Consider the following 14,504-nt stretch of genomic DNA (forward strand, 5'->3'; position numbering starts at 1 on the left):
TGCCGCCGTCATTCGTTTACACCGCACTAACGGTGACTTGCTTTCTGCTCTATCCACAATGAATCGCCAATTTTTCTAGCTGGTCAGTCGTTCCGTTATTACGCCCAAAATCGCAGTTTTGAAGCAGCAAAGTGACAGACGTTCCGTTATTGATCCCTAAATCGCATAAAAAGCCCATTTTAGAGGCGGATAGCGGAATGTGTGACCGCGAAATTTTAAAAATGGCGCTTTTAAGACAAATAACGGAACGAGAGACCATGTCGAGACATTTTGCGCAAACGGAGGAAAGCAATTGATCCGACTGGAGTGATTATCCAACCATTGATGCAAAGAAAGCCAGTCGTATCCCATGACAATCGATAAGTATCGACAGCTAATTTTGTGATATGATAATATTTCGTAGAAAAAAATGGTGATTTTTGTTATAGTCTAGATAAAAAATAGATGTAAAAATATTGGCAATACTTTGGTACAGGAGACTAAAGGTCAGTTCTTCTCGAATAGTTGTATGGTTGTCCATGTGAAAGAATAAATGGATATGCTACACTTCGATTATAGAAATCTACATGACTCCTTATATTCTCTCGCAATTACAATAGATAGTCATACATTTAGAATGGAGGGGGGCTGTACTTCATAATGAGATCAATGAGTAAACATGAATGGGTTTTGAAGCAAGTCAAGATCGGCTTTGCCGTGCTTATGACTCTGATGATTGTATTTGCCTATTTGCCTATGACTGCACATTCAAATAATCACTTTCCAGGGAAAGTATATTATGTTGCAACAGATGGGAACGATTCTAATGCAGGCACGATAGATGCGCCTTGGCGTACGATTCAAAAGGCTGCAAATACGCTAGCAGCGGGGGAGACGGTTCTCGTAAGGGGCGGAATATACGAAGAGTTCGTTACGATTAGGAGTTCCGGCTCAGCGGCAGCAGGTTATATAACCTTCCAGGCTTACCCGGGCGAACAGCCGGTTATTGAAGGGGGAAGCTTGAAGCCGGGCAGCAGCAGTTCCTTGCTAAATATTCGTGGGGCAAGCTTTATTGTTGTACAAGGGTTTGAAATCCGCGGCTTGTCTACAACTAGCTCTAATGATTATATCTCAGGCCTAAAGGTACAGGGCGGCGGTTCCAATATTCATATTTTAAACAATAACATTCATCGAATTGAAAATCATGCGACTAAAGGCAATGCACATGGTGTAATTGTCAATGGAGACTCTGCTACACCTATTTCGAATATTAAAATTAGTGGGAATGAAATTCATCATTTGATCTCTGGCTCAAGCGAATCACTCACTTTGGATGGCAATATTAAAAACTTTAGTGTGGATCGTAATATCGTTCATGATAATAACAATATAGGAATCGATATTATCGGTCATTACAATACTTGCTCCAGTCCGTGTCAGGATCAAGCTCGTGATGGGGTTGTAGCTTATAATCTTGTTTATAATATAGATACATCAACGAATCCTGCATATGGCGGCTTAGGCCATCGCGCTGCAGGAGGTATCTATGTGGATGGCGGAACAAATATTGTTGTGGAATACAATGAGGTGTTTAATAGTAATTTTGGAGTAGAACTGGCCAGTGAGATTTATGGAAAAACTACTAGTAACGTGATTCTCCGAAATAACTACTTGCATCATAATCATGGTGCAGGAATTATAATGGGCGGATCGGGCACAGATAACGGCGGGGCGGCAAAAAATATAATTGCTAATAATACGCTCTATATGAATGATACTTTGAATCAAGGCTACGGGGAAATCACATTACAGAATCATAATGTAGATAATGTATTTGTAAATAATATTATATATACGTTTCCTAAGAAGAAATTTATTGATAAATACGGTAAAACGGGTAGCGGAAATATTATAGATTACAATTTGTATTATCGTTCTGATGGACAAAGCTCCACCAGCTGGCGTTATGATGGCATCTCATATAAATCTTGGGAGGAGTTCAAAAAGGCCACTGGTTTTGATACAAATTCAATTTATGCAGATCCGATGCTTATTAATATTGAACAAAAAGATATTCATTTGCAAGATATTTCGCCAGCTATTGACGCAGGTACTAGTGAATTTGGCGATATAGCGAAGTTGGATTACTATAGTCAGGTGAGAACAGCAGGAAAGGCTATTGATATAGGAGCAGCAGAGTTTGGCAGCGAACCCGTTACTGAGCCGGAACCATCTCAGACGCCAGAGCCGAGCCTTACACCGCAGCCGACTTCAACTCCAACTCTAGCGCCTACCTCTGACCCAGGTACGCCTATACCAACGACAACACCTTCGACTGAGATCAAAATTGATGGCGTGAGTGAGGATTGGAAAGCTTATCCTGAGCTAAGCTCAAGCAATTCGAATGTAAGATCAATGAAAGCAACGATTATAGAGGAAACGCTGTATGTACTCATAACCGGAAATCTTCTTCAAGAAAAAGGCCAGCTGTTTATAAGTACAGGTTCGGATGAAACAGTATTTGCAGCTCCTTATTGGGCGGGCAATGGATCAGAGTATATGATTGAAGATGGTACATTATATAAATATAGTGGCACAGGCAGAACAAATTGGAACTGGTCAAAAGTTGCGTCATATAAAAAGACACAGCAGTACGCTATTAATGCGACAGTTGTGGAGTATGCTATACCTTTATCAGATTTAAATGGGGCAGCGGGTAAAGTTTCTATTGGTTATGTATGGAAGGACTCTGCTTCTGATAAGCTGCCGTTAAGTAATTCTATGGCAGTTATTCAAGCAGATGAAGGTCAGCCAAGTTCTACGCCAAAGCCAACGCAACCAACACCGACACCAACACCGACACCGACACCGACACCAACACCAACACCAACACCGTCGCTTGTAGTTGTTGATGGCAAAGATAATGAGTGGAGCAATGTCCCGGTTTATGCATCAGGCGGCAGCAAAGTTAAGTCAGTAAAAATAACCAATGATGCAGAGTATCTCTATATGCTGGTGGAGGGATCGAAGCTTACAGGGAAGCTTCAAGTATATTTTAATTCTGATATGGATGAATCAACAGGCTACAAAACATCTAACTGGACGACTGCTGGCATTGATTATTTGTTAGAGTCGGGCAGATATTACAGCTATGCAGGAAATGGTGAAAAGTGGTCGTTTAAGGAAGAAGTTAATTTAACAAAAGCTAACTTATATGCTTCAAGTTCAAAGCTTGCAGAGATAGCGATACCCCTCAAGCAATTGAATGCAGCTCCCGGGCAAAATATTAAGCTGGGTGTTCTGCTGGATGACACTAAAACGGATAAACTGCCATCCAAAGACGACATGATTTCGTATAGGTTAAAGTGAGAATTTAAGAAATATATCAGTTCTATTCTGTAAAATAATGAATAAAGTGTATTGCTCCCATGTTAAAGGTCTTAAGGAGAATGATCGCATGGGAGTTTTTTGTGCGAGAAATTAGTCGTATTGTGCTGTCGATTTAAAAAATATTTTGTTGAAACTATAGTGCTGTTTTTGGCCGTATGGTAAAATAATCTTTAGTCAAATTGAAAGAAAATGGATATTGTTGTCGAAGAATATGATGCGGAAGCGGTGTTACGATGAAGGTATTGATAACGGGTGGATATGGGTTTATTGGCTCTCATGTTGCAGATCGTTTTCATAAAGAAGGACATGATATTTACATAATTGATAATTTAAGCACTGGGAAAAAGGAAAATATCACCTTCAAGCATAAAGGTTACATCCTATCTGTCGAGGATTCTAAATGTGCAGAAATATTTCGATCTAATAAGTTTGATATCGTCGTACATTTAGCTGCACAGGTAAGTGTGGCTCACTCAGTTGCCCAACCTACTGTTGATGCGGAGTCCAATGTTCTTGGTCTTGTCAATATGCTGAATTTATCGGCAGAGCACCATGTTAAAAAATTTATTTATGCTTCATCAGCTGCTGTCTATGGCTTGCAAGAACAATTGCCGATTACAGAGGATGCACATTGTTCACCGATCTCGCCTTATGGCATTAGTAAGCTGAGTGGTGAGCTTTATTCTAGTAAATGGGAAGAGCTATATGGTCTTTCCACTCTTGGCTTGCGTTTTTCTAATGTGTATGGCCCGCGCCAGGATGGTTTGGGGGAAGGCGGCGTAATTTCTATTTTTATGAACCGCATGATTGCAGAACAGCCTCTTCTTGTATATGGTGACGGTGAACAGACTCGCGATTTTATTTACGTAGAAGATGTTGCTTATGCGATCTATCGGGGAGCAAATAGTTATCAGTCAGGCATTTATAATTTGTCTGTTAACCAGCAAACCAGTGTAAATCGTATAATATCCGTTCTTGGCGAAATACAGCCCTTAAAAGAAGTTGTCTATACAGAGAAGAGGGTAGGTGATATCGATCATTCGGTACTCGATAATACCCGAGTTATGCGCGATTTTGACTGGTCACCGTTATATACGATTGAAGAAGGGCTAAAGCGAACAGCGCATTCTTTCATTCAACAAAGTGCAGAGCAACAAACAGCGGCCTCTGCAGGTGCTGTGTTAAAGTCCCCAATGCAAATTAAACTGCAGGAGGGTTTCAAACGACTGCTGCCATCGATTGAAAATATAGTAGCGTTTTTATTAACTGCTTGGCTTACGTTAACCTATGCCAATAGCTCGTATGGAGCAATTGATGTAAAGCTATTCTATATTACGATTATAGGAATTTTATATGGCAACCGGCAGGCTATACTAGCTGTAGTTCTATCATCTGGCTTATATGTATATCAAAAGCTGCTAGATGGAAGAGATATTATTTCTTTAACCTATGATACAGATTTCTTCTTTCAAATTGCCATCTATCTCTTTATCGGGCTAGTTGTTGGATACTCAATAGAAAGAAAAAATACAATTATTCAACAGCAAGAGCAGAAGGTAAGCGAGGTAAATGAACGATATGAATTTCTTGAAAATGTTTATACAGAGGTACGTGAAGTTAAGGATGAGCTGCAGCTTCGTATTTTAAACTCAGGGGACAGCTATGGAAAGATTTATGCCGCCACCAAGGAGTTGGAAAGTCTTGAGCCGGAGCAAGTATTTAACGCGGCTGTTACTGTAGTAAAATCGATTATGCATGTACCAAAGGTAACAATATACACTGTAAATCCACAGCAATCTTATTTGCGTTTATTGGCAAGCTCTGGCTACAGTCTGGATACATTACCGAAATCACTTAAAGTGTCTGATCATCACTATTTAACGATGATTCTCCAAACAGGAGAAATATATATAAATCGGCAATTAGAGGATAGTATTCCTTTGATGGTAGCCCCAATAATGCATAAGGATCGCATTGCTGCTGTTATTGCGATTGACGGGTTGACCTTTGAAAGCTTTTCCCTATATCATCAAAATTTGTTCCGTATCACGGTGGATCTTATTTCTTCTGCTCTCAGCAAAGCATTCACTTATATTGATGCAACCGAATCACAGCGCTATATGGAAGGTTCAACATTATTACAGGCTGATATATTCCAAGAAATATTGAATTCAAAAATTCAGGCGTTTGATCAGCATCAGGTACCGTTTTTGTTATTAAAAGCAGAGTTAAGTAACATTACGCTGATTGAGGCTGCCATGCATGTTTCATCAAAGCTTAGAGAAACTGATTATGTCGGACTTAATAAAAATAATGAAATGTTAGTATTGCTTTCAAATACGAGCATAGAGGATTCTAACCCGATATTGCAACGCTTGGCACATGCTTCAATTGAGTTACGGGCAGTAAGAGAGGAGTAATCGCATGTATTGGATGATGTACGGAATATATATACTTGTTTCCCTCCTGCTGATTACATTTTTTTACCGTAAGTCATGGCAAGAATGGTTAATTAGGGTAATAATGGTTGCCGTCCTACCAGTTGTAGGATGGCTGCTTCCGTTATTTTGGTCGAAGCTATTCACAAGTAATTCTAAAGAAGCTTTCGAGGATTATGTTACTCGTCAACAAGAAGAACATAAAATAAGACGCATAGGTGTATACAAGCAGGTTGAACGGAAGCAGGAACTTGATGTTATTCCAATTGAGGAAGCTTTATTAGTGAGCGAACATCAAACTCGGCGAAAGGTCATGATAGATGTATTAAAGCAGGATGCGATTAATTACTTGGAAATACTACAGCGTGCAGTTAGTAACGAGGATACAGAAACTTCCCATTATGCAGTAAGTGCTATTATGGAAACGAAGAGGAAACTGCAGCTCGCTCTGCAGGATCTAGCCGTGAAATTTGAAACGGATTCGTCGGACTTGCTTGTAGTTCGTACTTATGCGGAGGTTTTGCATGCCTATATGCGCAGCGGATTTCTAGATGAGCGTACTTTATTGAAAAATCGTTATACGTATTTGGCGGTTTTGAACCAGTATATAAAGCTGGATGAAAGCTCTGAATGGGCATACCAAGAAAAAATAGAACTTGAAATCGTTCTTCAAGCTTATAGTGATGCAGAGCGAAGCGCCAAAATGTATATGGAACAGTTTCCAGATAGTGAGGCTGCTTATTTATGTATGTTAAAAGTTTATTATGTTATGAAATCCTATCCTAAATTAAATGAAACATTGGATAGGTTGAAGCGGGCACCAATAAGTTTATCCAATCATGCTCTTACAATGGTAAGGTTTTGGTCAGAGGGAGCGTAATATGAATAAGGATGTTAAATTTAGACGTAATGTATATATCATTCTCGTATGTGTGTTGTTGCTTGCAATAGCTACGCAAATCGCCAGATCTAAGTTTGTACTGGAGTTCAGTCATAATGGCAGCTTGCAGGAAAAATATCAGACGATTAAACAAAATTATTTTGCCTCTGGCAAAAAGAAACCTGATCTTTCGGAGCCGAGCAATCGCAATTATTGCTTATTGTTTGATGGGCACGATGAGTTAAGTATCGGAATTAAAAATAATACAGAGCAAGTATTAAACTATATGAAACAGCCCCATTCAACTGTTGATTTAACGGATGGAGACGTTGATTTTGAACAGTGTCAAGCTGTACTAATGACAGCGTCGCTACAGCTTCTAAACGATGAAGTTAAAGAGATAGAGAATTATGTTTCTAATGGCGGATATATGTTCATTATGCGATTGGATGATCCGACTGATACCTTTATTCAAATTTATCGAAAGCTTGGGTTTGTAAGCTTTGCTTATTTGGTAGGGGATACTGGCATTGATCTGACTTCAAATGTGTTAGTCAATCAATCGGGAGTTTCCTATAAAGAAAATTTTATCTACAACAATGTACTTGCCGGGGAAATAGAGAAGGATGTCCTGCTAATGGCACGGACGGGCCAAAACTATCCGTTAATGTGGAAAAAGCAGTACGGTTCGGGTGCCTTTCTTGTTTTTAATGGCAGCAGTTTAGATACAAAGGACACAAGGGGGTTAATTGCAGGCGGCATAAGCATGTTGGAGCCAGACTATATTTACCCGATTTTTAATACAAAGCTATTCTATATGGATGATTTTCCTGCGCCTATCCCTCAGGGAATCAACGATACGATTTATGCGGAATATCAAAGAGAGACGCCTGTTTTTTTTCATGAAATATGGTGGCCGCAAATGATTAAAGCCGCTAAGCTTCATGACATTAAGTATACTGCGGTTGCGATTCAAACCTATCAAGATAATGTGCATGCTCCTTTTGTACCGTTAGATGATGAGGAACTGCATAATTTAATAGGATATGGCAGAGAGGTAATTAAAAGCGGCGGTGAGATAGGCATTCACGGTTATAATCATCAGTCATTGCAGATGAACAAAGAAGTCGCTGACTTTTTTGAATACAAAATATGGGATAGCCAAGAGGATATGGAAGCTTCCGTTAAAACGGTTTTAAATTATATTGCTAGAGCCTTTCCAAAATATGCTGTTATGTCCTATGTACCGCCTTCCAATGTGTTGGGGGCCGAGGGCAGGCAAGCTTTGGTCAATGCTTGGCCGGAACTTGCAGTCATTTCCTCTTTGTATATGGTCGACCCATCTAATCGGGCCTATGTGCAGGAATTCGAAATAGCAGATGATGGCATTATAGAGATGCCAAGGGTAACCTCAGGATATTTTGATACTGAATATAACAAATGGGTGGAGGCCAATACAATAACATCCATAGGCGTTTTTTCTCATTTTATTCACCCGGACGATTTATTGGATGAAGACCGAGGACGCCAGCAAAAATGGAAGGATCTATACAGAGACTTTGAGCACTTGCTGGAACGTCTTCATACCACTTATCCTTGGCTGCGCAGTATTACATCGGCAGAGGCCGCCATTGGTGTCGCTCATCAATTGCAAAGCAATATGGATGTTATAAAAAATAATAAGGAACTAAAGGTAAAAACTACCTCCGAAGCAGAAAGTCAATATTTTATTTTTAGAACAGATAAAAAAATAGGCAAGCTAGTTAATTGTTCCGTAAGAAAAATTGATACGGACACCTATTTGGTAACAGCCTTTAAACAAGATTTCACAATAGGATTAGGCAGGTGATAACATGAGAATATGTATCATAGCGGAAGGTTCTTACCCATATGTTACAGGCGGAGTATCGAGCTGGATTCAAAATATCGTTAAACAAATGCCCGAGCATGAGTTTGTTATATATGCAATTGCAGCACAAAAAAAGCAGAAGGGTATTTTTAAATATGATTTACCTGCCAATATTGTTGAAGTAAAGGAAGCTTTTCTGGATTCCTATTTGGAGGAAGATAGCAAATGGGGCAAGCGTTTTAGACTAACCGAGGATCAAAAAAATAACGTAAAAGCGCTGCTTGGCGGAGCCGGAGATATGGACTGGTCCAGTTTTATTCAGATGATGCGCAGCTCAAAGTTTAATAAGGTTTCAGATTTTCTGACGAGTAAAGATTTTTTCGACATTTTAGAGGAGCTTTGTGAGGAGAAATATCCACTCGTTCCTTTTACCGAAATGTTCTGGACAGTACGATCTATGATCCTGCCGCTATTTATAACGATCCGAGATGACATTCCTAAGGCCGACCTGTATCATAGCGTTTCGACAGGATATGCTGGAGTAATTGGCGTTGTGGCAAGGGAGATCTATAAAAAACCTTTTCTACTGACAGAGCACGGTATTTATTCACGTGAAAGAGAAGAAGAAATTATAAAAGCAGAATGGGTAAAAGGTTATTTTAAGGATTTATGGATTCAATATTTTTACCGGCTATCTTCCTGTGCCTATGAACAATCGGACTGGGTTACGACACTTTTCGGCCGAAATAAAGAAATTGAAGTCGAGCTGGGCTGCTTAGAGCAGAAAATCGAGCTTATACCGAACGGCGTGACCATTACGGATTATGAGGCCCTCCCTGCGGATAAGCCGGAAGATCAATTTTATATCGGTGCAATCGTTCGTGTAGTTCCTATTAAGGATATTAAGACAATGCTCCAAAGCTTTGCCTTGATTAAGCAGGAGCTGTCCAATGCGGTGTTTTATGTAATGGGTCCTTATGAAGAGGACGAGGACTACTATCATGAATGTTTACAGCTTGTCGAGGCTTTACAATTGAAGGATGTTATTTTTACCGGCTCTGTACCTATCAAAGAATATATCGGGAAAATGGATTTGTTGATGCTGACTAGTATTAGTGAAGGACAGCCTCTTGCAATATTAGAGGGAATGGCTGCTAGCAAGCCATTTGTTGCTACTAATGTAGGCAGCTGCAAAGAGCTGATTGAAGGTATGAATGACGGAATAGGAGCTGCAGGCTTTATTGCGCCGGTCATGCATTATGAGCATCTGGCTCAGGCTGCAGTAACATTATGCAAAAATAAAAAACTGCGTCTTGAAATGGGAAGAAATGCTTATGAGCGAGTGAAGCGTTACTATCGCCAGGATGACGTCATAAGAAACTATCGTCAGTTGTATGACAGATTAGGAGGGGAATTGGATGGCAGGGATAGGCTTCGAGCTTAGAAAGCTCTTTCGTGAGCAAGGTCTCATTAACAATATTAAAGCATATGCCTACTCCTCTCTTACTACTGTTGGCCCTATGATTCTAAGTATGCTGCTAATTATAGCCTTACAGAAAGTAACGAAGACAGAAGAGACAACATATTTAGATTGGGAATTGTATATAGCAACGGTTTCTTATTGTTTTATTTTTTCTATTGTATTGACGAGCGGAATTTCTATGGTGCTTACCCGCTATACCGCGGATATGCTTTATCAGAAAAAATACAATCGAATCATGTCTTCTTATTACGGTGCTTTAATAATTATGCTCCCCACAACTGCATTAATTGCAATTTTATTTTTGAACGGGGTATCGGCCGATTGGCAGTATAAGCTTGCTGCTTATTTCTTCTTTATGCTGCTGGTTGTTGTATGGATACAAGGTGTCTATTTATCAGCATTGAAAGATTACATTCGTATTGTAAGAGGATTTTTAATAGGCTCGGTTGCGGCTTTAATAAGCGGTTGGCTAGTTTCCCAATATGCAGATTTAGATCCCACAGTAGCTGCGCTATTAGGTCTTGATATAGGGTTTTTAATTATCGTTATTTTATCAAGCTATCATTTTGAACAGAGATTTCCACATGCAGAACGTGCTTATTTCTTTGAATATTTAAGTTATTTTAAAAAGTATGCTTCTCTATTTTTTGCGGGCTGTTTTGTATATTCAGGCGTTTATTTGCACAATTTTGTATATTGGCTTGGTTCAAGAGGTGTAGAAGTTGCAGATCAATTTTTAGTGATGCCTTATTATGATCTTCCCGTATTTTTTGCCTTTTTATCAGTAATGCCAACATTAGTAACGTTTGTAGTATCAGTGGAAACTGCATTTTATGAAAAATTCAAGTTGTATTATTTGAATATTTTAAATGGCGGTACGATACAAGATATATCTGCTGCAAAAAACAAAATGCAAAAAACATTAACCAAAGAAATTAGTCTGTTGATGGAAATCCAGCTATTGTTTACTATTCTGGCTATTGCATTTGGCATTAAATTTTTGCCGAAAATAGGATTTACAATGGCGCAGCTCGATTTATTCATTATACTAGCTTTAGCGTATTTTCTATTTATTATTTTCTTTGTGCTCACACATATATTAATGTATTTTGATGACCGTAAAGGTGTCATATCCATAGGTTTTGTTTTTGTATTGCTTAACATTGGTTTAAGCTATTGGATGATGCGATTGGAGTTTGATGGATTAGGAATGTTTATAGCCTCTTTTATAGCTTTAGGTTTAGTTATCGGTCGTTTGCTATATGTCCTACGTAATATTGATTACTTTACATTCTGCTCACAGCCTATTAATCAGCAGCCGCGCGGTAGTATGAACAAAAAGATTAATAAAGCGGGCATGATGGTTTCTGTAATAGTTGTGTGCACATTGTTACTATCAGCATGCACGGGACTGGAGGGAATGGATATCAATGATCCAGATTCCGATAAGGATAAAATTGTGAATCGTGCGCCTATGCCAGATACTATTAATACAGCGCTAGAAGAAGATAGACGCCTTTATGAGCGTGATGATGATTCCTCGCTAAAGACGCTGTATATTACTGTGCTCCCTTATACAGAGACTGACGATAGATTTGATTGGTATGCACTAAACAGACAAACGGATCGAACAAAAGCGAAGCAGCTGCCGATCATTATGCAGGAAGGATTAAGCGACGGGAAGGGGCCAATTTCAGGAATGTTTGGTTTTGGTTCTACCGCTGAGAATGCATCAATTGAACTGCGCGGCAACACTGCTTGGAGCCTGTCTCAAAAATCGTTTCGGATTAAGCTTCATGATGATGCTGGAACTTATATGGACCAGCGGACAATTAATTTAAATAAACATAGTCTGGATTTTTCACGTATACGTAATAAATTAAGTTTTGATTTGTTTGAAAAGATTCCTAATATGACCAGCTTGCGAACACAATTTATTCATGTTTATGTCAAGGATTTGTCAACGGGCATACAGAATGCAGGTTATGAGGATTACGGACTGTTTACTCATGTTGAACAGCCTAATAAGAAGTTTTTACGTGCCCATTTGTTGGATCCCAATGGTTATTTGTACAAGGTATCTTTCTTTGAATTCAATCGATATAATGAGCAAATCAAAGAAGAGGAAGATCCAACTTTTGATTTGGAAAGCTTTGAATCCATTCTTGAAATTAAAGGAAGAAAAGAACATACACGGTTGATAGAGATGCTTGATGATGTAAATGATCTAAGTATACCTATTGAACAAGTTATGGAAAAGCATTTTGACGAAGAGAACTTTTTAACTTGGACGGCTGCGAATATACTAATGGACAATATGGACACTGACGCTAATAATTTCTATTTGTACTCCCCTCTTAATAATGAAAAATGGTATTTCTTGCCATGGGATTATGATGGCGGCTGGGAGAAGCAAAGAAGAAGCGGAAGTATCCGATCATTTCAAAACGGAATAAGCAATTTTTGGGGATCTAAATTAGCTAATCGTTATTTTAGACAACAAAGTAATGTTGAGAAATTAAAAGCAAAAATAGAAGAGCTTCATAAAAAGTATATTAACGAGGAAACGATACAAGAGCACATTAATCAGTATAAAGAAGTTGTACTGCCCTTTTTATATCGTTCTCCTGATGTAAAGTTTTTATCAAGACATACTAGCGAGTATGATGATGAGCTGAATATTATCATTCAGACTCCGGAAGCAAGTATTAAACGTTTTATGGAAGATTTGGAAAAGCCTAAGCCGTATTTCATGAATGATGTCGAGACTGTAGGAAATAAACTGAAGTTTTCTTGGGAAATATCATTTGACTTGCAGGATGACACTCTTTCATATGATTTTACAATAGCTAAGGATCTGGAATTTTCAAATATAATAGTTCATAAAACAGATATTCCTACGAATTCAGTAGAAATCGATAAGCTGCCAGCTGGAAGCTATTATTGGAAATCTATCGTGAGGGATAGCAAGGGAAATGAACAAACAGCGTTTGATTTTATTTATGACGATGAAGAGGTAAGTCAGAATGGAGTAAGAGAATTTGAGGTGAAGTAATTGCAATTTCGAGGGCGCAGGCTGAGAACAGAGCAAAAGTATTATTTGCATCTTCATGACTTCTTGGCCTTGAAGCAAAAAGTGTCTACCACTCTTGCTTTAGATTCCTATTCGGTAGATTATGATGGCTATCGTATTCGCAGTTTATATTTTGACGATCCGCGCCGCGCTGCTCTTGAAGAGAAGAATGATGGGATTTTCAAGAGAGATAAGTACCGCATCAGGACGTACAATGAAAGCGACAAAACGATTAATCTAGAGCGAAAAAGCAAGTTTGGCGAGTTTGTATGCAAGGAGTCAGCTCCATTAACGAGAGAGGAGTATGAGCTGATATTAGCGGGAGAGTATGAGTTTTTGCTTGATCGTGAAGAAAGCCTGTTGAACGAGTTTTACGCTGCGCTAAAAACCTATCATTTTAGACCAGTTGTAATAGTAGATTATTGGCGTGAAGCTTATGTATACGAGATGGGCAATGTTCGCATTACATTTGATAAGAAGTTGTCGGCTGGCATCAATACAATTGATTTGTTCCATCCAGAGCTCGTTATAGAGGAGGCTATTCCGCCAGAGCTTACGATTATGGAAGTGAAATTTGATTCCTTCCTTCCCGATCATATTCGTAAAATATTGCAGCCAAAAAGCCACATTCGATCTTCGATATCGAAATATGTTATTTGTCGGGAAAAATCGATACAGCATTTTAAGGAATAATGTTCTGTTGGAGGAGTGTCCATGAGTTTTCAAGATATTATTAAACAAAGCGTGTTAAAGCTCGAAGCTTTCCGCGTTGTATCCTACGTTGATATGGTGCTGGGAATGCTATTTGCTTTCCTGATCGGTATGTTTATTTACTGGATTTATCGCAAATCGTTCCGGGGTGTTGTGTACAGCTACAATTACAATGTGTCATTTGTATTGATGACGATGATAACGGCACTTATTATTATGACAATTAGTACAAATATTGTCTTGTCCCTAGGTATGGTCGGCGCGCTCAGTATTGTCCGCTTTAGAACGGCTGTAAAGGATCCGCTTGATATCGTGTATATGTTTTGGGCGATTTCGGCAGGTATTGCGTGCGGTGCCAAGATTTATCCGCTGGCGATCGGCGGCTCCATCATTATTGGCCTTGTGCTGATGCTTTTATCCAGACGCAAGATAAGAGAGCAAACTTACCTGCTTATCATTCGCCATACGGAAGAGGCAGTGTCTGATCTGCGTGTCGAGCTGAACAAATTAAAAACAAAGCTGAAGTCCAAAACGGTAAGAAAAGGATTTACAGAGCTGACTGTAGAAATTTCGCTGCGGGATGATAATACGGCGTTTGTTCAAAATATTAGCGAAATTAACGGCGTTAACGATGTGTCTCTGGTTAATTATACGGGGGATTATGCGCAGTAAAGCTGTTGATTTATTTAAATCATTACGGG

Annotated in this window: 8 protein-coding genes; all 8 read left to right on the forward strand. The window is 39.0% G+C overall.

Features of this window, described 5'->3' with window-relative positions; genetic code table 11:
- Window positions 1-639 precede the first annotated feature (639 nt).
- The 8 genes from ACRRU2_RS20520 (at window position 640) to ACRRU2_RS20555 (ending at window position 14,475) form a co-directional block, all read left to right on the forward strand.
- Entirely contained in the window at window positions 640-3,348 is a 2,709-nt protein-coding gene (locus ACRRU2_RS20520) for a choice-of-anchor Q domain-containing protein (protein ID WP_432504581.1), read from the forward strand.
- A 254-nt stretch (window positions 3,349-3,602) separates the two neighbouring features.
- Window positions 3,603-5,789 carry an NAD-dependent epimerase/dehydratase family protein gene (locus ACRRU2_RS20525; RefSeq protein WP_432504583.1) on the forward strand — a complete coding sequence of 729 codons (2,187 nt, stop codon included), beginning with the start codon at window positions 3,603-3,605 and terminating at the stop codon, window positions 5,787-5,789.
- 4 nt (window positions 5,790-5,793) lie between these two features.
- Window positions 5,794-6,687 (forward strand): hypothetical protein, encoded by an 894-nt coding sequence (locus ACRRU2_RS20530; RefSeq protein ID WP_432504585.1) that lies wholly within the window; start codon window positions 5,794-5,796, stop codon window positions 6,685-6,687.
- Between the two features lies 1 nt (window position 6,688).
- Window positions 6,689-8,536 carry a DUF2194 domain-containing protein gene (locus tag ACRRU2_RS20535; RefSeq protein WP_432504588.1) on the forward strand — a complete coding sequence of 616 codons (1,848 nt, stop codon included), beginning with the start codon at window positions 6,689-6,691 and terminating at the stop codon, window positions 8,534-8,536.
- Window positions 8,537-8,540: 4 nt separating this feature from the next.
- Window positions 8,541-9,980 (forward strand): GT4 family glycosyltransferase PelF, encoded by a 1,440-nt coding sequence (gene pelF / locus ACRRU2_RS20540; RefSeq protein WP_331699140.1) that lies wholly within the window; start codon window positions 8,541-8,543, stop codon window positions 9,978-9,980.
- On the forward strand, window positions 9,955-13,074 hold the full coding sequence (gene pelG / locus ACRRU2_RS20545; protein ID WP_432504590.1) for an exopolysaccharide Pel transporter PelG: 3,120 nt from the start codon (window positions 9,955-9,957) through the stop codon (window positions 13,072-13,074). Before pelF ends, pelG begins: the two co-directional genes overlap by 26 nt.
- Window positions 13,075-13,785, forward strand: coding sequence for a polyphosphate polymerase domain-containing protein (locus ACRRU2_RS20550; RefSeq protein WP_331699138.1), 711 nt, complete (start codon window positions 13,075-13,077; stop codon window positions 13,783-13,785).
- A 21-nt stretch (window positions 13,786-13,806) separates the two neighbouring features.
- Window positions 13,807-14,475 carry a DUF4956 domain-containing protein gene (locus ACRRU2_RS20555; RefSeq protein ID WP_331699137.1) on the forward strand — a complete coding sequence of 223 codons (669 nt, stop codon included), beginning with the start codon at window positions 13,807-13,809 and terminating at the stop codon, window positions 14,473-14,475.
- Window positions 14,476-14,504: the final 29 nt, after the last annotated feature.

This window comes from Paenibacillus sp. GXUN7292, assembly GCF_050864975.1.
Lineage (GTDB): Bacteria > Bacillota > Bacilli > Paenibacillales > Paenibacillaceae > Pristimantibacillus.

Bases quoted from the DNA above. Each gene is read 5' to 3' on its own strand.
- ACRRU2_RS20520 (WP_432504581.1), top strand. From the start codon at position 640: ATGAGATCAATGAGTAAACATGAATGGGTTTTGAAGCAAGTCAAGATC.
- ACRRU2_RS20525 (WP_432504583.1), top strand. From the start codon at position 3,603: ATGAAGGTATTGATAACGGGTGGATATGGGTTTATTGGCTCTCATGTT.
- ACRRU2_RS20530 (WP_432504585.1), top strand. From the start codon at position 5,794: ATGTATTGGATGATGTACGGAATATATATACTTGTTTCCCTCCTGCTG.
- ACRRU2_RS20535 (WP_432504588.1), top strand. From the start codon at position 6,689: ATGAATAAGGATGTTAAATTTAGACGTAATGTATATATCATTCTCGTA.
- pelF (WP_331699140.1), top strand. From the start codon at position 8,541: ATGAGAATATGTATCATAGCGGAAGGTTCTTACCCATATGTTACAGGC.
- pelG (WP_432504590.1), top strand. From the start codon at position 9,955: ATGGCAGGGATAGGCTTCGAGCTTAGAAAGCTCTTTCGTGAGCAAGGT.
- ACRRU2_RS20555 (WP_331699137.1), top strand. From the start codon at position 13,807: ATGAGTTTTCAAGATATTATTAAACAAAGCGTGTTAAAGCTCGAAGCT.